This window comes from Saccharomonospora sp. CUA-673, assembly GCF_001942305.1.
Classification (GTDB): Bacteria; Actinomycetota; Actinomycetes; order Mycobacteriales; family Pseudonocardiaceae; genus Prauserella.
This window is the reverse complement of sequence record NZ_MKKE01000011.1, coordinates 140,391-162,281: the sequence shown is the minus strand read 5'-3', so window position 1 is coordinate 162,281 and position 21,891 is coordinate 140,391. Positions and strand designations below refer to the sequence as shown.

The 21,891-nt window shown below is 70.3% G+C and carries 22 protein-coding genes and 2 pseudogenes; 10 read left to right on the top strand and 14 right to left on the bottom strand.

Annotation, left to right across the window (positions count from 1 at the left end; genetic code table 11):
- Positions 1 to 18 precede the first annotated feature (18 nt).
- From BJF85_RS06885 to BJF85_RS06875, 3 genes and pseudogenes are all read right to left on the bottom strand, one after another.
- Positions 19 to 425: pseudogene (locus tag BJF85_RS06885) on the bottom strand (CoA-binding protein).
- A gap of 149 nt (positions 426 to 574) precedes the next feature.
- A pseudogene (locus tag BJF85_RS06880) lies at positions 575 to 1,875 on the bottom strand (O-acetylhomoserine aminocarboxypropyltransferase/cysteine synthase family protein); the annotation flags it as partial.
- Positions 1,872 to 3,080: a homoserine O-acetyltransferase gene (locus BJF85_RS06875; protein WP_075846224.1), complete on the bottom strand. Its 1,209-nt coding sequence runs from the start codon at positions 3,078 to 3,080 to the stop codon at positions 1,872 to 1,874. The gene BJF85_RS06875 and the pseudogene BJF85_RS06880, both read right to left, overlap by 4 nt.
- 108 nt (positions 3,081 to 3,188) lie before the next feature.
- Between BJF85_RS06875 and BJF85_RS28730 the strand changes: the two genes are divergently transcribed.
- From BJF85_RS28730 to BJF85_RS28715, 5 genes are all read left to right on the top strand, one after another.
- A complete protein-coding gene (locus BJF85_RS28730) occupies positions 3,189 to 3,491 on the top strand; it encodes an NAD(P)-binding protein (RefSeq protein WP_222844464.1) in 303 nt (100 codons plus the stop codon).
- A 5-nt stretch (positions 3,492 to 3,496) separates the two neighbouring features.
- On the top strand, positions 3,497 to 4,450 hold the full coding sequence (locus BJF85_RS06870; protein ID WP_222844463.1) for an NAD(P)-binding domain-containing protein: 954 nt from the start codon (positions 3,497 to 3,499) through the stop codon (positions 4,448 to 4,450).
- A gap of 185 nt (positions 4,451 to 4,635) precedes the next feature.
- Positions 4,636 to 4,854 (top strand): hypothetical protein, encoded by a 219-nt coding sequence (locus tag BJF85_RS28725; RefSeq protein WP_222844462.1) that lies wholly within the window; start codon positions 4,636 to 4,638, stop codon positions 4,852 to 4,854.
- Positions 4,851 to 5,528: a hypothetical protein gene (locus tag BJF85_RS28720; protein WP_222844461.1), complete on the top strand. Its 678-nt coding sequence runs from the start codon at positions 4,851 to 4,853 to the stop codon at positions 5,526 to 5,528. The genes BJF85_RS28725 and BJF85_RS28720 overlap by 4 nt, the downstream gene beginning before the upstream one ends.
- On the top strand, positions 5,525 to 6,781 hold the full coding sequence (locus BJF85_RS28715; protein WP_222844460.1) for a hypothetical protein: 1,257 nt from the start codon (positions 5,525 to 5,527) through the stop codon (positions 6,779 to 6,781). The genes BJF85_RS28720 and BJF85_RS28715 overlap by 4 nt, the downstream gene beginning before the upstream one ends.
- Positions 6,782 to 6,804: 23 nt before the next feature.
- Here BJF85_RS28715 and BJF85_RS06860 read toward each other — a convergent pair whose 3' ends face one another.
- On the bottom strand, positions 6,805 to 7,404 hold the full coding sequence (locus BJF85_RS06860) for a dihydrofolate reductase family protein (protein WP_075846223.1): 600 nt from the start codon (positions 7,402 to 7,404) through the stop codon (positions 6,805 to 6,807).
- 419 nt (positions 7,405 to 7,823) lie between these two features.
- On the opposite strand from BJF85_RS06860, the gene BJF85_RS06855 reads away from it, so the two are divergent.
- The 5 genes from BJF85_RS06855 to BJF85_RS31210 all read left to right on the top strand — a co-directional run bounded on the left by BJF85_RS06855 (position 7,824) and on the right by BJF85_RS31210 (position 11,860).
- Positions 7,824 to 8,843 carry an ABC transporter substrate-binding protein gene (locus BJF85_RS06855; RefSeq protein ID WP_075846222.1) on the top strand — a complete coding sequence of 340 codons (1,020 nt, stop codon included), beginning with the start codon at positions 7,824 to 7,826 and terminating at the stop codon, positions 8,841 to 8,843.
- Positions 8,844 to 9,042: 199 nt separating this feature from the next.
- Positions 9,043 to 9,684, top strand: coding sequence for an ABC transporter permease (locus tag BJF85_RS06850; RefSeq protein ID WP_255375453.1), 642 nt, complete (start codon positions 9,043 to 9,045; stop codon positions 9,682 to 9,684).
- Positions 9,681 to 10,421 (top strand): ABC transporter ATP-binding protein, encoded by a 741-nt coding sequence (locus BJF85_RS06845; protein ID WP_075846220.1) that lies wholly within the window; start codon positions 9,681 to 9,683, stop codon positions 10,419 to 10,421. The genes BJF85_RS06850 and BJF85_RS06845 overlap by 4 nt, the downstream gene beginning before the upstream one ends.
- Before the next feature lie 55 nt (positions 10,422 to 10,476).
- Positions 10,477 to 11,604, top strand: a complete 1,128-nt coding sequence (locus BJF85_RS06840) for an NtaA/DmoA family FMN-dependent monooxygenase (protein ID WP_369822109.1) — start codon at positions 10,477 to 10,479, stop codon at positions 11,602 to 11,604.
- A 10-nt stretch (positions 11,605 to 11,614) separates the two neighbouring features.
- On the top strand, positions 11,615 to 11,860 hold the full coding sequence (locus BJF85_RS31210) for a hypothetical protein (protein ID WP_369822108.1): 246 nt from the start codon (positions 11,615 to 11,617) through the stop codon (positions 11,858 to 11,860).
- A gap of 89 nt (positions 11,861 to 11,949) precedes the next feature.
- Here the strand turns inward: BJF85_RS31210 and BJF85_RS06835 are convergent, their stop codons facing one another.
- The 10 genes from BJF85_RS06835 to BJF85_RS06795 form a co-directional block, all read right to left on the bottom strand.
- Entirely contained in the window at positions 11,950 to 12,564 is a 615-nt protein-coding gene (locus tag BJF85_RS06835) for an HAD family phosphatase (RefSeq protein WP_139320504.1), read from the bottom strand.
- 58 nt (positions 12,565 to 12,622) lie between these two features.
- Positions 12,623 to 14,002 carry a nucleotide pyrophosphatase/phosphodiesterase family protein gene (locus BJF85_RS06830; protein ID WP_075846219.1) on the bottom strand — a complete coding sequence of 460 codons (1,380 nt, stop codon included), beginning with the start codon at positions 14,000 to 14,002 and terminating at the stop codon, positions 12,623 to 12,625.
- Positions 13,999 to 15,198, bottom strand: a complete 1,200-nt coding sequence (eboE, locus tag BJF85_RS06825) for a metabolite traffic protein EboE (RefSeq protein WP_075846218.1) — start codon at positions 15,196 to 15,198, stop codon at positions 13,999 to 14,001. The genes BJF85_RS06830 and eboE overlap by 4 nt, the downstream gene beginning before the upstream one ends.
- 9 nt (positions 15,199 to 15,207) lie before the next feature.
- Positions 15,208 to 16,068, bottom strand: a complete 861-nt coding sequence (locus BJF85_RS06820; RefSeq protein ID WP_075846217.1) for a TatD family hydrolase — start codon at positions 16,066 to 16,068, stop codon at positions 15,208 to 15,210.
- Positions 16,069 to 16,080: 12 nt separating this feature from the next.
- Entirely contained in the window at positions 16,081 to 16,749 is a 669-nt protein-coding gene (locus BJF85_RS31205) for an EboA domain-containing protein (protein WP_139320503.1), read from the bottom strand.
- Complete coding sequence (locus BJF85_RS31200) at positions 16,746 to 17,444, bottom strand: sugar phosphate isomerase/epimerase family protein (RefSeq protein WP_369822107.1); 699 nt, start codon at positions 17,442 to 17,444, stop codon at positions 16,746 to 16,748. The genes BJF85_RS31205 and BJF85_RS31200 overlap by 4 nt, the downstream gene beginning before the upstream one ends.
- A gap of 157 nt (positions 17,445 to 17,601) precedes the next feature.
- Entirely contained in the window at positions 17,602 to 18,291 is a 690-nt protein-coding gene (locus BJF85_RS06805) for a UbiA family prenyltransferase (protein ID WP_369822106.1), read from the bottom strand.
- Positions 18,216 to 18,482, bottom strand: a complete 267-nt coding sequence (locus BJF85_RS31195) for a hypothetical protein (RefSeq protein ID WP_369822105.1) — start codon at positions 18,480 to 18,482, stop codon at positions 18,216 to 18,218. The genes BJF85_RS06805 and BJF85_RS31195 overlap by 76 nt, the downstream gene beginning before the upstream one ends.
- Entirely contained in the window at positions 18,479 to 19,651 is a 1,173-nt protein-coding gene (locus BJF85_RS06800) for an inositol-3-phosphate synthase (protein WP_075846216.1), read from the bottom strand. Before BJF85_RS06800 ends, BJF85_RS31195 begins: the two co-directional genes overlap by 4 nt.
- Positions 19,652 to 19,750: 99 nt before the next feature.
- The gene (locus BJF85_RS06795; RefSeq protein WP_083666025.1) at positions 19,751 to 21,868 is read right to left on the bottom strand and encodes a PQQ-dependent sugar dehydrogenase; all 2,118 of its coding nucleotides are present in this window, start codon (positions 21,866 to 21,868) and stop codon (positions 19,751 to 19,753) included.
- Between the last annotated feature and the right edge of the window lie 23 nt (positions 21,869 to 21,891).

The following is a 21,891-nucleotide window of genomic DNA, read 5'->3' as shown; positions in this document are numbered from 1 at the left end:
CGGCAGCTCCCGGTGTTGTCACTGCAGGCCGGATCGGACGGAGGTGATGCGCTGGGTGTTGAAGCCCAGCCAGTGCATGCGACCGGCGTAGCGTGCGTGCTCGATCTTCACGCAGCGGTCGACCACGACGGGCAGCCCGGCCTGTTCGGCGATCGCGGCGCCCTCGAGGTTGATCACTCCGAACTGGCACCACAGCGCTCCGGCGCCGGTCGCCACCGCCTCGCCGGCGATGCCGGGGACCGCGTCGGCGCCCGGAACACGGTGACGACGTCGACCGGTTCGTCCACATCGGACAGGCTCGGCCGGCTCCGCTCGCCGAGGATCCGGTCGGCACGGGGATTCACCGGGATGACCCGGTAGCCGTGCCGTTGCAGATAGAACCCGACGAAGTGACTCGCACGCAGTTCGTCGGCCGAGAGCCCCACGATCGCGATCGTGCGGGCACCGTTGAGGATCGTCTGGATCGTGGCCGGATCCTGGTAGCGCGGCGGCACGTTCACACCGACACCTCCCCCGCCCGCTCCGCATCCGGCGCGGCGAGCTCCTGTTCGGCTGAGTCCGTGTCGGCCAGTTCCGCGGCGACACGGGCGAAGCCCTGCTCCAGGTCCCAGATGAGGTCGTCGGCCGATTCGATGCCGACCGACAGCCGCACGGTGCCCGGACCGACACCGGCCGCGCGGAGTTCGTCGTCGGACAACTGCCGGTGGGTCGTGCTCGCCGGGTGGATGATCAGGCTCTTCGCATCCCCCACGTTCGCCAGGTGGGACCACAGCGACAGGGCCCGGATCATGGCCTGGCCGCCCGCACGCCACCCGCGACGTCGAACGAGAACACCGCACCGGGACCGCCGGGCAGATACTTCGTCGCCTGCGCGTGGTGGGCGCTCGAGGGCAACCCCGGGTACGTCACGCGCGAGGCGAGCGGGTGTCCGTCGAGGAACGTGGCGATCGCCTGCGCGTTGGCGACGTGCCGATCCATCCGCAGCGACAACGTCTCCATCCCCTGCAACAGCAGGAACGCGTTGAACGGCGACAACGCACCGCCCAGGTCGCGCAGCGTCTCGGCGCGCAGTTTCATCAGGTAGCCGTAGACGCCGAACGTCTCGTGGAACCGCAGTCCGTGGTAGGCCGGGGACGGTTCGGCGACGACGGGGAACCGCCCGTTGGACCAGTCGAAGGTCCCCGACTCGGCGACCACTCCCCCGATGCTGGTTCCGTGTCCGCCGAGGAATTTGGTGGCCGAGTGCACCACGATGTCGGCGCCCCATTCCAGGGGCCGGCACAGGTACGGCGTGGCGAAGGTGTTGTCGACGATCAGCGGCGCGCCGTGCTCGTGGGCGATGGCGGCGACGGCTTCGATGTCGAGCACGTTGCCGCCCGGGTTGCCGATCGTCTCGGCGAACAACGCCTTCGTCTCCGGCCGCAGCGCCGCCCGCCACGCGTCGAGATCGTCCGGATCGACCCAGGTCAGCTCGACCGACAGCTTGCCGAGCAGGTGTTTGAGCTGGTTGACCGTGCCGCCGTAGAGCGCGGACGAGGCGACGACGTGGTCACCGGGCTGCAGCAACGTGAACAGTGCCGCGGCCTGCGCGGCGATCCCGCTGGCGAAGGCGACCGCACCGACGGCGCCCTCGAGGTTCGCCACGCGTTCCTCCAGCACGGCGACCGTCGGGTTCATGATGCGCGAGTAGGTGTTGCCGTACTCCTGGAGGTTGAAGTACGCGGCCGCCGACTCGGGGTCCTCGAACACGTAGCTGGTCGTCTGGAAGATCGGCACGGCGCGCGCACCCGTGTTCGGGTCGGGCCGTGCGCCCGCGTGCAGCTGTCTGGTGTCGAATCCGTATCCGCCCTCGGGCGGCTGTTCCGGTTCGGTCACTGCGGACTCCCTTCCCCACCGGCCAGAAAGCGGCGGACGATCGGTGTCTGTCGTCGTTCCTCGAGCAGGAAACAGTCGTGGCCGTACGGCGCGTCGATGACGTGCAGTTCGGTGTCCTTGCCCAGGCCGGTCAGGGCGTCGTGGATCTCGCGGGAGCTCGACGGCGGGTACAGCCAGTCGGAGCTGAACGCGATGAGCAGCGTGCGGGCGCGCACCCCCTCGAGCGCGCGGGCGAGGGAACCGTCGCCGTACTGCCGGGCGAGGTCGAAGTACGTCAGTGCCCGCGAGAGCGTCAGGTAGGTGTTGGGGTCGAACCGTGCGACGAACGCCTCGGCCTGATGCCGCAGGTAGTTCTCGACCTCGAATTCCGGTTCGGTCAGCGTGTGCCGGGGCCGGTCGGAGAATTGCAGTCGCCTGCCGAATTTCCCGGCGAGCGATTCGGCCGACAGGTACGTGATGTGGCCGATCATCCGGGCCAGGCCCATGCCGTCGGCGGGGATGCGGCCGGTGTCGTGGTAGCGCCCGCCCTGCCAGGCCGGGTCCCGCATGATCGCCTCACGGGCGATGGCGTTCCAGGCCAGGCCCTGCGGGGGCAGCGCGTGGGTGCTGGCGATGGGGACGATCGTGTCCACCTCGTCGGGGTAGCCGACGGCCCACTCCAACGCCTGCATCCCGCCCAGCGAGCCGCCCGCGACGGCGGCGAGCCGCTCGATGCCGAGCTGCCGGAGGAACATCCGCTGGGTCCGCACGAGATCGGCGACCGTGAGCACGGGGAAGTCGGGGCCGTAGGGCCTGCCGGTGTCGGGGTCGGGCGACGACGGCCCGGTGGTGCCGCGGCAGCCGCCCAGCAGGTTCGTGGACACGACGTGGAAGCGATCGGTGTCGAACGCCTTGCCGGGCCCGATCATGCCGTCCCACCAGCCGAGCCCGGCCGCGAAGCCCTGCGCGCCTGCGCCGAACCCGTCGCGGGTGGCGGTGGTCGTGGGTTCGGCCGCGATGCCGGCGGCGTGGGCGTCCCCGCTGAGTGCGTGGCACACGAGGATCGCGTTGTCGCGATTCGGCGCCAGCTCTCCGTAGGTCTCGTAGGCGATGCGCACCCGCGACAGCGTCCGCCCGCAGTCGAGGGGCACCGGCTCCGTCAGTTCAACATGCGACGTGCGGGTTCGTCCGACCGAGCCTTCGCGCACACCCGCCTCCGTGGCCATGGCGACATCGTACGCAATCTGTGGGATGTGTTTCCATTTCGTGGGACATGCCGGTTCGGCTGTGTACCGTGACGCCCGGAGGCAGGACGACGTGGGAGGACCAGGCACATGACCGAACGCGTGACGACCGTCGTCATCGGCGCCGGCCACGCCGGCCTCGCCGCGAGCCACTTCCTGAGCGCGCGGTCGCTCGACCATGTCGTGCTCGAGCGGGGTGAGGTGGCCAACGCGTGGCGCACCGAGCGGTGGGACTCGCTGCGGTTGCTGACGCCGAACCGGTTGACCGACCTGCCCGGCCAGGACCGTCCCGGCGCCGACCCGGACGGCTACCTGACGATGTCCGAGGTGATCGACTACATCGAGCGGTTCGCGGCCGCGACCCGGGCGCGGTGCGTACGGGCACGACGGTGACGTCGGTGCGGCCGGACGACGGCGCCGGCACCGGCTACGTGGTCGAGACCGACCGCGGTCCGATCCGGGCCCGCACCGTGGTCCTCGCCAGCGGCGCCTGCAATCGGCCGCGGGTTCCGGCGGTGGCCGAGGCGGTGCCGGGCCACATCACGCAGCTCACGCCGTTCGACTATCGCGGCGCGGACGCGCTGCCCGAGGGTGGCGTGCTGGTCGTGGGCGGTTCGGCGACGGGTGCGCAGTTGGCGCTCGAGATCCGGCGTTCCGGACGTCCGGTGGTGCTGGCCACGGGGGAGCACGTGCGGTTGCCGCGGACGTACCGGGGGCGGGACGTGTTGTGGTGGATGGACGCGAGCGGCGTCTGGGACCAGCGTCACGACGAGATCCCCGATCTGACCCGCGCCCGCCGGCTCGCCTCACCGCAGCTGGCCGGCACCCCGGACCGGACGTCGGTCGATCTGAACACGCTCGGCGACGCGGGGGTGGAGGTCACGGGAAGGGCGGCGTCGGTGCGCGGCGAGCAGATGCTGTTCTCCGGCGGCCTGCGCAACGTCGTGTCGCTGGCGGACCTGAAGGCGCAGCGGTTGCTGCGCACCTTCGACGAGTGGGCGACGCGGTCGGGTACCGACGCCGATGTCGCGGCTCCAGAGGACATCGAACCGACGCGGCTGCCGGCCGCGCCGCGGCTCACGCTCGACCTGGGCAGCGGCGAGATCCGCACCATCGTGTGGGCGACGGGGTTCCGGCCGGACTACTCGTGGCTCGACGTCCCGGTCGTCGACGGGAAGGGCGAGTTGCGCCACGACGGTGGCGTCGTCGACAGCCCAGGACTGTATGCGTTGGGCTTGCCGGTGCTGCGCCGCCGCAAGTCGACCTATATCCACGGCATCACCGACGACGCGCGCGAGGTCATCGACCATCTCGTCGGATTCCTCGCCGGCTCCCGGGCCCGGGCGAGCTGACCGTCGGCCGATGCCGGCCGGAGAACAGGGCTTTCCCCTGCCCTTCTCAAGCTATAGCGCACCCGGGGGCTTGCCGCAAGACCCCCGTTCTCCCGCACACTCACGGTTCTGTTCAGTACGCCGCCAGTTCGCCAGTGACGTCTGTCGGCTCACCGTTGCCGTGTGCTTTTCCGGGAGTTGTTGCCATGCCTGCCGCCCTGCCCTCGGCGTTCGCGTTGCCCGAGCGTCTCGTCGCCAAGGCCGATCCGGCCCTGATCGACGGCGACGAGGCACACTTCGCCGAGATCGTGCGGACGTTGGAGCACGAGCGGGCCGATCTGACAGCTCGGCTCGACGCCCAACGTCGCGCCCCGGCCCGCGACGGCAGGCGGCGTTGGACCGCGATCTGGAGGTCCACCGGTTGACCGCCCGGTTACGCACGATGCGCCGGTTCGGTCTCGATCTGTGTCTCGGACGGATGGTGCCGGCAGACGGGAGCGACATCGTCTACATCGGGCGCATGGGGCTCGGGGACGAGAGCGGGCGGCGGCTGCTCGTGGACTGGCGCTCCCCCGCCGCCGCGCCCTTCTTCGGCGCGACCCACGCCGATCCGATGGGGCTGGCGAGCCGGCGCCGGTATCGCTGGAGCGGTGGCCGGGTGAGCGACTACTGGGACGAGGTGTTCACCGCCGAGGGGCAGCAGGCGCATGCAGCCGTGGACGAGCAGTCGGCGTTCCTCGCCGGCCTCGGTGAGAGCCGAACGTCACGGATGCGCGACGTGCTCGGCACGATCCAGTCCGATCAGGACGCGATCATCCGCGCGGACTCGCGGGGCGCGCTGGTGGTCGACGGTGGTCCGGGTACGGGCAAGACGGTGGTGGCGCTGCACCGGGCCGCCTACCTGCTGTATGCCGACCCGCGGCTGGACGAGCGTCGCGGCGGCGTGCTGGTCGTCGGCCCGCACCGGCCGTATCTGGACTACGTCGCCGGGGTGCTGCCCGGCCTTGGTGAGGAGGGGGTACGCACCTGCACACTGGCCGATCTGGTACCCGAGGCGCCGCCGCCAGGTCCGAACCGGACCGGGAGATCGCACGGTTGAAGTCCGAGGCCCGGATGATCGATGCGGTGGACCGCGCGGTCGCCTTCTACGAGGAACCGCCCACCGAGGACACCGCGGTGGAGACGTCGTGGGACGAGGTCGAGTTGTCCGCCGCGGACTGGGATCAGGCGTTCGCGGCGCCCGAGCCGGGCACCCCGCACAACGAGGCGCGCGCGGAGATCCGGGAGGAGTTGCTGGCGATCCTGGTCGACAAGCACGACCCGGACGTCCCGACCGAGGCGCTGCGCCGGGAGCTGTCGGCCGATCGCGAGCTGATGGGAATGCTGGATCGGGCGTGGCCGCTGCTGGACCCGGGCGACGTGGTCGGCGATCTGTGGGAGGTGCCGGCGTATCTGCGGCTGTGCGCCCCGTGGCTGGACGAGCAGGAGCGGCGGCGGTTGCGGCGCGGCGGGCCGCAGGCGTGGACGGCGCCGGATCTGCCGCTGTTGGATGCGGCGCGGCGGCGGCTCGGCGATGCGGGCAGTGAACGGCGGCGGCGCCGCCAGGACGCTGCGGTGGCAGCCCGGCGGCAGCGCATGGCCGATGTGGTCGACGACCTCGTGGCCGGCGACGACAGCGACATGCTGACCATGTCGATGCTCCGCGGCAGCGACCTCGACGCGGTGTTGGTGGACGACGCGGTGGGCGACGACGCCCTGCGGGATCCGCTGGCGGGTCCGTTCGCGCACGTCGTGGTGGACGAGGCGCAGGAGTTGACGGATGCGCAGTGGCGGATGGTGTTGGCCCGCTGTCCGTCGCGGAGCCTGACGGTGGTGGGCGATCGTGCGCAGGCCCGCGGTGGTTTCGCCGAGTCGTGGGAGGAACGGCTCGCGCGGGTGGGGTTGACGGCGGTCCGCGCGGCGTCGTTGACGGTGAACTACCGGACACCGGAGGAGGTGATGGCCGCGGCCGAACCGGTCATCCGGGCGGTGCTGCCGGATGCGAACGTCCCGACGTCGATCCGGCGCGGCGGTGCTCCGGTGGAGTACCGGCCCGCGGCCGAGCGCGACGCGATCCTCGACGCGTGGTTGGCCGAGCACGACCAGGGGACGGCGTGCGTCCTGGGCGACCCGACGTACCCGGGCATCGACCGTGTCCGGTCGTTGAGTCCCGTCGAGGCCAAGGGACTCGAGTTCGACCTGGTGCTGCTCGCCGAGCCGGCTCCGTCCGGGGATCCGGTGACGGACGCCGTCGACCGCTACGTCGCGATGACCCGCGCCACCCAACGTCTGGTGATCCTCGAACGACGGTGATCCAGGTCCATTTCGGATGGTGTTCAGCCGCCGAGCGGCGGGTGCTCCAGCACGCGGGGCCGGTACTCGACGAGCTGGATGCGGCCGTCGAAGGTGCGGTGGTCGATCATCTCGAGCGCCAGGTCGGGGTAGCCGTCGTAGATGCGTTCGGCACCGGTGAACCCGGTGATCACCGGGAACATGACGACGCGGAAGCGGTCGACGAGTCCGGCCTTCAGCAGTGACCGGCACAGGCTGAGGCTGCCGATCGTGCTCAGCAGCCCCGAGCCGCTCTCCTTCATGCCGCGAATCGCCTCGACGGCGTCACCACGCACGAGTGTGGAGTTCGCCCAGGTCAGCGGACCGTCGAGGGAGTTGGAGAACACGACCTTGGACGCTTGCGTGAGCTCGGCGATGGACTCCGCTTCCTCGTCCCGGAACTCGTCCAGACCGTTCGGGACCTCGCCGGCGGCGAACCCCGACATCTGACGGTAGGTGCGGGCACCCATCAGAAACGTGGCCTCGGGCTGCTCACCGAGCCACGCGAGGTACTCGGGGCCCTCGAGACCCCAGAAGCCGGGCCACCCCTCCGCGGATGCGTGGCCGTCGAGGGAGGTGATGAAATCGACGAGAAGCTCGGACATGGCGCGCCCCTTCCGGGCCGGCGCTGCACTGCGCTCCTCGACCCTCGGCCCGACTCGAGACTACGACCCCGAGCCACCCAGGACAAACGCCACGCCCTGGGCTGACTGCCTGCTCGCGCCGGTTACCGCGACCGGCCCGGCCACAATGAAACACCTTTTGTTTCATTCTATTAATTTCACCCTGCACTCTCGACGCATCTTTTCAGCTTATTTCTAACGCTTCAAAATCAATTGATGTTCCATTTTCTCGCAATATGGGAGTAACTCGACGAAGTGGATTAATCGGCTACCTTCGAGATGTCATCCATACCCATGAGAGGAGATCGCCGATGCGACGGCGCCGTCTGGGACCACGTAGTTCGGCCGCACGACGGCGGCCGGTCCTTCAGGGCCTGAGCCTGGGTCTGGCGGCCACGTTGATGCTCACAGCATGCGCCGGGGGCAGTACTGCCACCGGCGCGGCCGAGATCGCCGAGCAGCCGCTCCCGGCCGACGTTCCCGCCGGCACGGACCTGGTGGTCGCCGACCAGAACGAGGAGGTGCAGACGTTGATGCGCGCCTCCGGTGAACACGACAATCTCGCGTCGACGGCCGAGTACACCAATTTCCTCGGCGGGCCGGCGATCCTGGAAGCGATTCGCGCCGGCTCGGTGGACGTGGCAGCGGTGGGTGACACCCCGCCGATCCAGGCGCATGCCTCCGGCGAGACCGTACCCATCGTCGCAGCCAAGCTTCAGTCCAAGCCGGACTACCGGATCGCGGTCCGGCCCGGTGTCACGGTGGAGACACTCGAGGACCTCGAGGGGAAGAAGGTCGCGTACGGCGAGGGCACGGGCAGGCAGACCTTCGTCCTGCGGGCATTGCGCGAAGCCGGCCTCACCACCGACGACGTCGAGCTCGTGCCGCTGCGCGCAGCGGATTTCCCGGATTCGATCCGTACCGAACAGGTCGATGTCGCGGTGCTGAACGAACCCCATTTCACCCGCTACCTCAGGGATTACGGCGACCAGGGTGCGACCGCGGTTCCCGATTCCGAGCTCGAGAACGTCGCCAGTGGGCTGCAATTCCTCTACGCCCGCGGCGATGCGTTGACCGACCCCGCGAAGGCTGCGGCTATTCGCGACTTCGTACAGCGGTGGATCACCGCGGCGCAATGGTCTCAGGAGAACGAGGCCGAGTGGATCCAAGCCTATTACGTCGACAACGCGGGACTGAGCGAGGAGGACGGACAGGCCGTCGTCGACTCGCAGGGTGAGTTCACGTATCCACGACTCGACGGGAGCCTGGTCGAGTTCCACCAGGACGCGATCGACCTGATCCATGCCGCCGGTGACATCCCGGAGGAGCTGGATGCGGCCGAGCAGTTCGACTCGCGCTTCGACGAGGCGATCGACGACGTGGTCGCGGACATCGGCGCCACCCGGGGTGACGGCCCGTGAGCACGACCACTGCAGAACCCGCCCTCGCCCGTCGACCAGCGACACACCACGGACGCGCCCGCGCCGTACCCGGCTCGTACCCGCCCGTCTCGGACCGATCGGCCTGCTCACCGGGCCGATCGTCGTCATCATTCTGTGGGAGGCGGCGGCCGCCGTCGGCCTGCTGTCACCCAGGCAGTTGGCTGCTCCGTCCGTCGCTGTGCGGACGGGCGTCGAGATGGTGCTCGACGGCGAGCTCGTGCCGCACCTGCTCGCCTCTGCGCAGCGGGCGTACCTCGCACTCGCCATCGGAGTGGTGGTCGGCACGGTTCTCGCCTTGCTGGCCGGCTTGAGCAGGATCGGTGAGGCGTCGATCGACAGCCTCGTGCAGATCAACCGCGCCATCCCGACTCTCGCCCTGATTCCGCTGGCGATTCTGTGGCTGGGAATCGGGGACGTCATGAAGGTGGCCGTGATCGCCAGTGGCGTGTTCGTGCCGATCTACATCAACACCCACGCCGCTCTCCGCGGCATCGACATGCGCTATGTCGAGTTGGCCCGTACCACCGGGCTACGGCGGGCCGAGTTCATCCGGCGGGTCGCCCTCCCCGGGGCGCTTCCGGGTTTCTTCACCGGACTGCGCCTCGCGGTGACGATGTGCTGGACCGCGCTGGTCGTCCTGGAACAGATCAACGCCACCGAAGGCATCGGTTACGTGATGACGAGAGCGCGTGACTACGGGCAGACCGACATCATCGTCGTCGGGTTGGCCGTGTACGCCATCCTCGGCCTCGCATCCGACGCCCTCGTACGGCTCGTGGAACGCAGAGCACTGTCCTGGCGAAAGGCGATCGGATCATGACCACCGACGTGACACGGGGGCCGGAGACCGACGCTTTGACGGTGTCCCTGCGCGGCTTGACGCGCCGATTCGGTGATCGGGTCGTACTCGCGGACATCGACCTCGACATCGCGGCCGGCGAGTTCGTCGCGCTGATCGGGCGGAGCGGATCCGGGAAGAGCACGCTGCTGCGAGCGCTCGCGGGGCTGGACGACGACGTCGTGGGAAGCGGAACGGTCCGGACGCCGGAGAACCGCTCGGTGCTGTTCCAGGATTCGCGGCTGTTGCCGTGGGTTCCGGTCCTGGGCAACGTGACGCTCGGACTCCGGGGACCTGATGCCGCCGACCGCGGTGCGGAGGCGCTGGCCGATGTCGGTCTGTCCGGACGGGAACGGGCATGGCCCAATGCGTTGTCCGGCGGCGAGCAACAACGCGTGGCCCTGGCCAGGTCGTTGGTCCGCGAGCCCGCATTGTTGTTGGCGGACGAGCCGTTCGGCGCGTTGGATGCGTTGACGAGGATCCGCATGCACCGCCTGGTGCTCGACCTGATGCAACGGCACCGTCCCGCCGTGCTGCTGGTGACCCACGACGTGGACGAAGCGCTCATGCTCGCCGACCGGGTGTTGGTGTTGGAGGACGGCGCCATCGCCCGCGATCACCGAGTGCCGCAGCCGCGACCGCGTGCCACGACCGACCCGCAGCTCGCGGTGGCCAGGAACGAACTGCTGGCCGCGCTCGGCGTCGACACCACCTCATGACCGCACCCGACCCCAGCACAACGCCGTTGGCGTGATCGTCGATGAAGGAGACCCTGTGTCCAGGCAGTTGCATCTGAACGTGTTCATCCACGGCCGCGGCCATCACGAGGCAGGATGGCGTCATCCTCGGGCGGGTCGCACAGCCCTGACCGACATCGCCCATCTCGCCGAGATCGCGCAGATCGCCGAGCGCGGCACGTTCGACTCCGTTTTCCTGGCCGACCACCTCGCGCTGGGCAGCGAGATCGAACACGCCGCACGGGGCGGGTTGGAGCCGTTGACGGCGTTGGCTGCGCTGTCGCAGGTGACGACGCACATCGGGCTGATCGGGACGGCGTCGAGCAGTTACACCGAGCCGTACAACCTGGCCAGGCAGTTCGCCTCGCTCGATCACATCAGTGGTGGTCGGGTCGGCTGGAACATCGTGACCAGCTGGCTCCGGGCGGCGAGCGCGAACTTCGGCGACAACGATCTGCTCGGCCACGACGAGCGCTACGGCCGGGCTTTCGAGTACCTGGACGTGGTCACGAAGCTGTGGGACAGCTGGGCCGACGATGCCCGGGTCGACGATGTGGAGTCGGGACGCTACGTCGATACGTCACAGGTGACGCGGATCGCGCACGACGGCGAGCACTACCGGGTCGCGGGGCCGTTGAACATTCCCCGGCCGCCGCAGGGGTATCCCCTGCTCGTGCAAGCGGGTTCCTCCGAGCACGGACGGAGGTTCGCGGCCCGGTATGCGGAGGCTGTGTTCACCGCGCACTTGGAGAAGGCGACGGCGATCGAGTTCGCCACCGACCTGAAGACCCGGGCGAAGGATCTGGGCCGGGATCCCGACCATGTCTTGATTCTGCCGGGGATCAGTCCGGCGGTGGCCTCCACCGAGGCGGAGGCCGAGGCGTTGTGGGACGAGCTGAACGCGTTGACCGTGCCGGAGGTGGGCCTGGGGCACCTGTCTGCGCGGTTCGGCGGCGTCGACCTGTCGCACCTCGACCTCGACTCGCGACTGTCACCGGACGACCTGCCGGACCCGGCAACCGTGCAAGCGGCGCAGAGCAGGGCCGAACTGATTCACCGGCTGGTTTCACAGCAACGTCCGACGTTGCGCGAACTGTTGCATCAGCTCGCCGGCGCCGCGGGCACTACGTCACGGCGGGCACGCCGGAGCAGATCGCCGACGTGATCGAGGACTGGTGGCGTTCGGGCGCGCCGACGGGTTCAACGTGATGCCCCCGGTCCTGCCGGCAGGCTTGACCGACTTCGTCGAGCAGGTGGTGCCGATCCTGCGCGAGCGCGGCCTGTTCCGCTCCGAGTACCGCACCGCAACGTTGCGGGAACACTACGGCCTGCCCCGGCCGGCCAACCGCTACTTCGACCCCGAGGCAGGCGACCGAGCCCTCCCTCCCGTGCCGCTCCGCGAAGGCAGCGGCTCGATCTGAGACCACGCACCGAGGTCGAGGTCGAGCCGGGACCTCGCCGGCGGTGAACTGGACAAACGACGGAGGACGGTGCTCCGCAGGGCGGTGGTTCACCCACCGACTGACGTCAGCAGCTCCTCGATCTCGGCGATCGCCTGAGCGTTGTTCCGGTAGTGGATCCCGTGGATCCCGACGGCACGCGCCGCGGCGATGTTGGGCTCCAGATCGTCGACGAAGATCATGTCCTTGGGGCGCACCTCGAGGCGGTCACAGGTGAGCTGGTAGATCCGCGGATCAGGCTTGCTCATGCCGACCTCGTGCGAGTAGACGATGTCGTCCACGAGCTCTTCGAACCCGTATGCGGCTTGTTCCCGTTCGCGAGCGCCGACGAAGCTGTTGCTCAGGATGCCGGTGCGATAGCGGGGACGCAGCCCCCGGCAGTACTCGATCAACTCGGCGTTGCCGGTGCCCAGATACTGCTCCCAGACATCGGCCATGATCGCATCGACGTGTTCCCCGGGAAGGTCGAGTCGATCGCGCATCGCCTGACGCACCTCATCCTCGGCGACAGCGCCGATGGCGCCGGCCGCCCAGATGTCCGCCAGCCGTCGGCCGATCTCCCCCTCCGCCAGACCGAGCCTGAGCTCCCACCGCCTCCTGACACCGAGGTCAGGCGCGATCTCCAGCACGTCGCCAATGTCGAACACCACGGCACGAATCGCCATGACAGCCACCCTAGGGGCCACCGAATCCGGGCTCAGCCGTGAACGCACTGCCCGAATGTCACGTCGCTTCCGGTACCCCGGCCGACTCGAGGACCAGGTCCCGGACGTCCGCGGCGGCGAGGTGGTCGCGGCGCGTGCCCGGGTCGCTGCACAGCAACACCGGGCCGTCGGCGGGGTCGTCGGGCAGCCGCCCGTGCGTGCCCTGCACCCAGCGCCCGTCCGTCGGCACGACGTTCATCGTGTACCGCAGTCCCAGTTTCTTCTTCGCCAGCCCGAGCGCGGCCCGCGCCTTCGCCCTCGGATCGGCCGGGTCGAGGAACAGCTCGGCCGGGTCGTAGCCAGGCTTGCGGTGGATGTCGACGCCGCGCGCGAAGTCCGGCGCACGCGCGTCGTCGAGCCAGTAGTAGTAGGTGAACCACGCGCCCTGCTCCGCGACCAGCACCAACTCGCCCGCACGCTCGTGGTCGATGCCGTAGTCCGCCTGTGCCTCGCGGTCCAACACCAGGTCCACGCCGGGCAGGTCCTGGCACAGCTTCGCCACCGCCCCGACGTCGGCCGGGTCGGCGACGTAGACGTGCGCGACCTGGTGGTCGGCCACCGCGAACGCCCGCGACGTCCACGGGTCCAGGTACTCCATCCCCTCCTGGGTGTAGACCTCCAGCAACCCGGAAGTCCGCAACATCCGGTTGACGTCGACCGGCCGCGACGCGGGCGTGATGCCGTACTCGCTCACCACGACGACCGTGGCGCCGCACGCCTGGGCGTCGTCCAGCAGCGGCGCGACGGTGCGGTCGACGTCGCGCACGGCGGCAAGGGCCTGCGGACTGTCGGGGCCGTGGCGTTGCAGGTCGTAGTCGAGGTGCGGGACGTACGCCAGCGTCAGGTCCGCATCCGGCAGCAGCCGCCGGGACGCCGCGACCACCCACTCGCTGGAACGCAACGACGCCGTCGGACCCCAGTAGTTGAACAACGGGAACGCGCCCAGCTCCGCGGTGAGCTCGTCGTGCAGCGCCGGCGGACGCGCATAGCAGTCCGGGGACTTGCGCCCGTCGGCGTGATAGACCGGGCGCGGTGTGATGGTCCAGTCGGTGCTGGCGCCCATGGCGTACCACCAGCACACGTTGGCCGCGCGGTAGCCGGGATCGGCGCGCCGCGCGGTCTCCCACACCTTCTCCCCGCGGACCAGCCGGTTGTGCTGCCGCCACAGGTGGACCTCGCCGAGGTCCCGGAAGTACCAGCCGTTCCCGACGATGCCGTGCTCACGCGGCGAACGTCCGGTGAGCATCGTCGATTGCACCGAGCACGTGACGGCGGGCAGCACGGTGTCGAGCTGCGCCTGCCAGCCGTCCGCGGCGAGCGCGCGCAGACGTGGCGCGTGCGCCAGCAGCCGTGGGGTCAGTCCGACGATGTTGAGCAGCAGGACCTTGTTCGTACTCATGTGCTCTCCAATCCGGCTCGCCGCATCCGGTCGGCGACCCAGCGCAGTTCCTCCGCAAGGCCGGAGATCAGCTCGGCATCGCTGCCCGGTCGCTGCGATTCCGGCAGCACCGACCAGGTGTAGGTCTCCATCTCGACGTGGTCGGTCACCGCGGCCGGACCGCCGAGCAGCGCGTCCAGCGTCTCGCCGAGTTCGTCCTGTGTGGACTCCAGCGGTGGTTCGGGACGTCGATGGATCGGCACGTGGAAATGCACGCGCCACGGCCCGGCGCCCCGCAACGCGCGCCGGCCGTCGACGGCCTCGGGAAGGTCGTCCACGCCGATGGTGCGGACCTGCGAGCAGTCCTCACGCTCAGCGATTTGCGACGGGCCGCGCTCGCGAACCTGGTGCAGGAACCGGTCCTCGGCGTACGACGACAACGCCTGACGGGTCGCTACGTCGCCCGGTGCCGCAACGTGCAACGCCGCCGAGGCCTGGGTCTTCACGATCGGCAGTCCGGCGTCGGTGAGCCGCCGCACCGCCGACGCCGGGTCCTCGAACGCCACCGCAAGATGGCAGGCGTCCACGCACAGTCCGATGTGGTCGGTGTCGATGCCGGAGAGCTGGTCGATCGCCTCGTCGACCGTCTCCACCACGCAGCCGGGCTCGGGTTCCAGCCCGACCCGGATCGGCCTGCCGGTCTCGGCAGTCTGCTTGGCGAGCCCTTCCGCCAGCCGGTCCAGCAACTCACGCGCCCGCAGGCGACGGTCGGCGTGCCACGGCGTCCGCCACGCCAGCGGCAGCGTCGAGATGCTGCCGCGCGCGGCATCGTCCGGCAGCAACCGCGCCAGCACGCGTGCGCACGTCAGGGTGTAGTCCAGTCGTCGCGTCTCCACCCAATCGGGGCTGTACACCGCCTTCTTCACCACCGGGTCGTGGAACCCCTGGTACGGAAAGGCGTTCAGCGTGACGACCTCGAGCCCGTGGTCGTCCAGCGCGGTCCGGAGCCGGTCGAGGTCCGGATGGTCGGCAAGGTGCGCGGCCAGCGGCGCCGGCAACCACAGCCCGACGCCGAGCCGGTCGACGTCGAGCTCCGCGCGGATGCCGCCACCGAACACCCGGAGCTGGTGCATCAGGCCGTCGACGTCCTCGGCCGGGTGGACGTTGGTGCAGTACGCGAGATGGACGATGCTGCCGTCGGGGTGAGCGAAGCGCATACAGCCCCCTCACGCCGGACGCTGGCCGCGCAGCACGGAGTTGCCCTCGAACGTCGCGGTCTGGTCGCTGTCGATCGGGTCGAGGAGCAGCCGTCCACTCTGGCCGTAGAACTCAACGGGGTTTCGCCACAACACGCGGTCGACGTCGTCCTCATCGAAGCCGGCGTCCCGCATCGCCTGCCCGGTCTTGGCCGTCTTCAGCGGGTCGCTGCGACCCCAGTCGGCGGCGGAGTTGACGATCATCCGGTCCAGGCCGTGGTCGCCGAGGATCCGGACCATGCGATGTTCGTCCATTTTGGTGTCCGGGTAGATGGAGAACCCGAGCCAGCAACCGGAATCGGCCACCAGGTCGACAGTGACCTCGTTCAGGTGATCGACCAGCACGCGTTCCGGTGGCAGCCCGGACGCCGCGACCAGTTCCAAGGTGCGTCGGGTGCCCTCCACCTTGTCGCGGTGCGGGGTGTGCACCAGCACCGGCAGGTCGTGCTCCCCGGCGAGGTCGAGCTGCCGGACGAAGGCCTTCTCCTCGTCGTCGGTCATCGAGTCGAACCCGACCTCGCCCACCGCGACCACGCCGTCCTTGGCGAGGTAGCGCGGCAACGCGTCCAGCACCTCGGCGCACCGGGGATCGTTGGCCTCCTTCGGGTTGAGCGCGATCGTGCAGTGGTGGCGGATGCCGAACTGGGCGGCACGGAACCGTTCCCAGCCGAGGAGCGAGTCGAAGTAGTCGTAGAACGACGCAGCGCTGCTGCGCGGCTGGCCGAGCCAGAACGCCGGTTCGGTGACCGCGCGGACCCCGGCCGCGTACATGGCTTCGTAGTCGTCGGTGGTGCGGGAGGTCATGTGGATGTGGGGGTCGAAGATGCGCATCGGTCCTCCTAGTCACGGGCGCGCGCGTTGCTGGTCGGGGACAACCGCCCCGTCGAGATCCGGTCGCTGCGGAGCCAGCTGGTCGAGCAGCCACGCCGCATCCGCCGGGACGTCGCGGCCCGCCGCACGGCGCTCGGCGGCGAAGGCTGCGACCATGCGGGCCAACTCGGCGTCACCGCGTTCGGCGATCCCGGACACCGCCGCCAGCGGAACGCCGGTGAACAGGCACTTCAGCACGCCGTGCCGCCAGCTGTGCGCGTCCAGGTGCCGCGCCGCGTAGGCGCCGAGTGCCGCCGCGATGTGCCGGGTGTCGTTGCCGCGCAGTGCGTCCCCCACCAGATCGAGCGCTGCGCCGCCCACGTCGAGGTGGTCCAGGGCGCGCAGGACGGCGCGTTTCTCGTCGGCGTCGCCGTGCCGGTACAGCGCGCCGATCTCCGTGACAAGCGCATCCCGATCCCAGTTCCGGGCGGCGGCGCGCACCAGCGCGACCCTGGCCTGGTCCTCGATCCGGGGCGTGACCATGCCGTCGGGGTCGTCCGGGTCGGCCGGCCCCCTGCCGACGACGCGCGCCACGGCGGGCAGCAGCACCGCGATCCGCTCCGGGGCGGACGTCACCTCGTCGATCAGCTCGCCGAGCCTGGCTCTGCCTTCGGTGTCGAGCAGGTCGTCCGGTCGTGTCACAGCGTCACCTCCGCCGCGAGTGCCGCTGCCCTGGCGGTGCGCAGCGCGTCGAGCGACCGCGCGGCGACGGCCGGCGCGGCATGGGAATGCCGGGGCAGCTCCACGCTGACCAGCCCCTGATAGCCGACGTCGAGCAGCGCGCGGAGCGTGGCGGGCAGGTCGACCTCGCCGTCGCCGAACTCGAGGTGCTCGTGCACCCCGGGGCGCATGTCGTCGATCTGCACGTTGCCGAGGGGCGACCCGACGTCGCGGATGCGGTCCTGCGGCGGGGCGGGTTCGTTGCAGACACAGTGTCCGACGTCGACGGTCACCGTGAGGCGTTCGGGATCACCGAGCCTGCGGCGCAGCTCCGCCACCCCCGCCAGCGTGTCGACGAACATGCCCGGCTCCGGTTCGAACGCGCACCGCACGTCGCGGCGCTCGGCCTCGGCCAGCACCTGCTCGACGCCGCTGGTGAGCCGCTCCCAGGCCTCGGGGGGACCGACGCCCTCGGGCACCGTCCCCGACCAGAACGACACCGCCTCCGCGCCGAGGTCGGCCGCGACGCGGATCGCGCGATGCAGGTAGTCGACGCGACGCTCACGGCCGGCGTCCGACACCAGCGTCGGTTCGTGTTTGCGCCACGGGTCCATGACGTAGCGGGCACCGGTCTCGACGACAACGCCGAGCCCGTACGCGGCAAGACGGCGGCGCACGTCGTCGGTGCGGGCGCGAGGTCGGGGGCGAACGGGTCGAGATGCGGATGGTCGAGGGTCAGCGCGACACCGTCGTAGCCGAGATCGGCGAGCACGCCGAGGGCGTCATCCAGGCGGTGTCCGGCGAATCCGTTGGTGCCGTAGCCGAAACGCAGGGTCATGTCGGCGACACCACCTTCGAGGCCAGCCGCGCGATCGGGCCCGCGGCCAGCAGTCCCCCGGCGAGCCCGATCGCCCCGGTCCCGGCCACGAGAGCGGCATGCAATCCGATGACGCCTCGAACACCGGCGCCGGTAGCGGTGCGGACCGTGGCGGCGTCCGGGTTGCGCGCGGCGCCGGCCTGCGCGCGCCCGACCGTGCCCGCGTACGTGGCGGCGAACGCGGCGGCGGCAACGGCGCGGCGCGTGTCGTCGGTGCGGCCGCCGCGACGGCGCGGCAACGCGGCGACCGTCGCCGCCACCGCCGCCGACGCCGTCGTGCCGAGTGCCGCGAGGCCGGTGCGCCGCGATCCCCCGTGCACCTCGCCCCTGCTCAGGCTGGTGACGCCGAGCGTGTGCCCGGCGACCGCGGAGGCCGGCAGCGCCGCCCTCCGCGGTCGACCCCCAGCTCCGAGCAGCACGTCCAGCCCCCGCGCGGCTGCCATGACGGCGGGTCCGGCCGGGGTGTTCTTCGCGACGAGGTCGTAGGTCCACGCCGCCGCGGCGACCGGCACCGCGATCCGGACGGCGGTGCGACCGCCCACGGCGGCGGCGATGCCCAGGCCCGCGCCGGTCAACCCGGCGGCCAGCGCGAGTGCCTCGCCGGGCCGCACCCTGCCGGACGGGATCGGGCGTTCGGGGCGTTCCACGCGTCCAGCTCCCGGTCGGCGTAGTCGTTGAGCGCCATGCCCGCCAGGTAGAAGCACGCCGAGGCGGCCGGCATCGCCCAGCCCCGCGTGCCGTACGGCCAGCCCGCCGCCGCGCCGCCGGCAAGGCTGTCGCCGGGAATGGTCAGGACGGCAGGCAGCCGTACCAACTCGACCGCGTCCCGGGCCTTCATCGGTCACCTGCCAGCCGCTCACACCACTCGGTGAGGGCGCGCCACTGGCCGGCCAGGTCGTGCCCGGAGTCGCCTGCGGGGTCCTTGAAGAAGAAGCCGAGCGCGCCGAGTGGGCCGGACTCGCCGGCCTGGTGGGCGCGGGCGACCAACCGGGCGAGGTCGAGCACCAGCGGCGCGGCGAGCGCGGAATCGCAGCCCTGCCAGGTGAACTGCATCGACATCTTGGTGCCGAGGAAACCCTCGAACGACACCATGTCCCACGCCGTCTTCCAGTCGCCGAGATCTTCGACGTAGTCGATGTGCAGTGGGCCGTCCACCGGCTCGCCCAGCAGCTCGGTGAGTCCCTTGCCCTTGGTCTCCGTCTTGCTCGTCGCCGTCACCGGGTCGGCGAGTGCCCTGCCGTCTCCCCCGCCGAGCAGGTTGTACGACGCCCAGGAGCGCACCCGCAGCGCGCGGGTCGCGAACATCGGCGCGAGCGCCGACTTGACCAGCGTCTCCCCGGTCTTGCCGTCCGAACCCGCCCACGGCAGTCCCACCCGCTCGGCCAGTTGCGCCAGTGCGGGAAGCCGGGGTCCGGGGCTCGGCGTGAACGCCACGACCGGGCACCCGGCCCGGAACGCCGCGTAGGCGTAGAGGGAGCTGGCCGGCAACGGCGACTCGCCCGCCGCCAATGCCCGCTCCAGTGTGTCCAGATCGGACAGTTCCGGGGTCATGGCGACCGGGGGCTCGGTGGTGGCGACGTCCACGACGATCACCCGGTCCAACGCGTGCGCCGCGCGGAATCCGGCCAGGTCGCGGCTGATCTGCTCGACCGCCTCCCGCTGGGTTCCCTCGGAGGGCCCGTGCGGAGCGGTGCTCGCGACGCCGTGCCGGATGCGGGCGTCCACCCGGGTGAGCCCGTCGTGCACCGCCCGCGCGAGCTCGATGCCGAACACCCCGCCGTCGGCCAGCGCCTCGGCGCGTTTCGGCAGCGAGTCGCCGGCGACGTCGTGGCCGCCGATGAGCAGATCGGCCACTCCGGGCGGCCGGGCGACCGCCACCTCGGGCAGATCGGTGACGCACCCGGTGCGCCGCGTCAGTCCCGCGGTCAACGCGAGCGCGCCGACGGTCGCGGTGGTGGCCACCGACCCCCGCGCGCCGATGAACCACAGTCCGGTCTTCGGTGCCATCCTCCGGCCTCCCTGAGGTGGTTGGGTTACCGCCGGACGTGAGTCGTTGCGGCCGCCGCAGCGACCACAACGACTCACGTCCCGTTGGCAGCGGTGCGTTTACTGCACCGGTTCGAGCACGACCCGGTCATTGCCGGACAGCGACGGCAGCCCGTCCTCGCCCGGGTCGGTGTAACTGGCGTCGAACACGCCGTACAAGTTGTCGTGCTCGGGGTCGTGACCGCCCGGCACCGTGGTCCGGATCGAGCCGGAGCACCCGTACGACGTTGTCTGCGGGTGACCGTGATCGTCGTGGCCGAGGATGTAGGTCACCTCGACCTGCGAGCAGTCCACCGGCTGGTCGTCGGTCACCGAGACCTCGTACTGGACGACGTCACCGAAGGAGAACTCCTGCCCGTCGACGGGCGTGACGAACTCCACCTCCGGTGCCTGATTGCCGACGACGATCGGCACCTCGGCGACGCCGGTCTTGCCCCGGTGTTTGCCGCCGACGTCGGTCACCTGCAACGAGACGTTGTAGGCCCCGTTCTCGGTGTAGGTGTGCGTCGGGTTCGGCTCCCGCGAGTCGACCTTGCCGTCGGCGTGGAAGTCCCAGGCGTAGCGCAGCTGGTCGCCGTCGGCGTCCTTGGTGCCCTCGCTGGAGAACTGCACCGTCAGCGGTGCCTCCCCGTTGTCGACGTCGGCCGTGGCCTTCGCCTCCGGGCTGTGGTTGCCGTTCGGTCCGATGTAGTCGATCCGCGACAGCGACGCCTCCGGCAGTTCGCCGAAGTAGCCCTTGCCGTACTCCAGCATGTAGAGCGCACCGTTCGGGCCGAACTCCATGGCCATCGGAGCGTACAGCGGGATGGACGACACCACGTCCTCGATGCCGGTCAGCGCGCCGGACTCGTCGAGGTGGAATCCCTTGATGTAGTCCCGGGTCCACTCGTAGAACAGCGGCAACCCGTCGTAGTGCTTCGGCCAGGCGACCGGCGCGCGGCCGACGAGGTTCTTGGGGTCGAACTCGTAGACGGGGCCGGCCATCGGGCCGATACCCCCGGTGCCGAGTTCGGGGAACTGCGACGACTCCTCGTAGTCGTACCAGAGCTGTGGCTGCTCCACCGGCGGTAGCTCCGTGAGCCCGGTGTTGCGCGGGGACTCGTTCACCGGCGCCGCGCAGTCGAACGTCTCGCCGGACTCACCGGTGGCGAAGTCGTAGTCCACATAGGGCAGTTCGGCGGTGGCGCAGTACGGCCAGCCCCAGTTGCCCGGTTCGGTCGCGGCGAACCACTTGCCGGTCCCCTGCGGGCCGCGGTCCGGGTCGGCGGCGGTCGCGTCCGGCGAGTAGTCGGCGACGTAGAGCGCGTCCGTGTGGGGGTCGATGTCGATGCGGAACGGGTTCCGCAGTCCCATCAGGTAGATCTCCGCGCGCGTCTTCGCCGTGCCCTGCTCGAAGAGGTTGCCCTCCGGGATGGTGTACGAGCCGTCGTCGCCGACATTGATCCGCAACACCTTGCCGCGCAGGTCGTTGGTGTTGGACGAGGCGCGCTGCGCGTCGAAGGCCGGGTTGCGGTCCTCCCGCTCGTCGATGGGCGTGTAGCCGTCCGAGGAGAACGGGTTGCTGTCGTCGCCGGTGGCGAGGTAGAGATTGCCGTCGCTGTCGAACTCGATGTCCCCACCGACATGGCAGCAGATTCCCCGATCGACCGGAACCTCGAGGATCTGCTGCTCGCTCGACAGGTCCAGGGTGTTGCCGTCGAGCTGGAACCGCGACAGCCGGATCTCGCCCTCGAACGGGGCGAAGTCCTCCGGCGTCCCGACCTCGGGAGCGTCGCCCTCGTTGACGTCCGGTGTGGACGGATCGTCCTCCGGGGTGTCCAACGGCGGCGAGTAGTAGAGATAGACCCAGCGGTTCGTCTTGCCGTTGAAGCCGGGGTCGATGGCGATGCTCTGCAGGCCTTCCTCGTCGTGTTCGTAGACGTCGAGGTCTGCGGCGACGATGTTGCGACCGGTGTCCGGGACGTGCATCCGCACCTCGCCCGGCCGAGTGGTGTGCAGCACCCTGCCGTCCGGCAGCACGGCGAGATCCATCGGCTCGCCCGGGGTGTCGTCGAGGACGACCTTCTGGAACTCCGAGTCCGGCGGCGGAGCTTCTTCCTCCGCCGTGGACAGTCCTGGCGCTGTCAGTAGCGCCGTTGTCACGGCGGCCACGAGCGCCGTGACGGGTATTTTGCGCATCACGAACTCTCCTCGGATAGGTG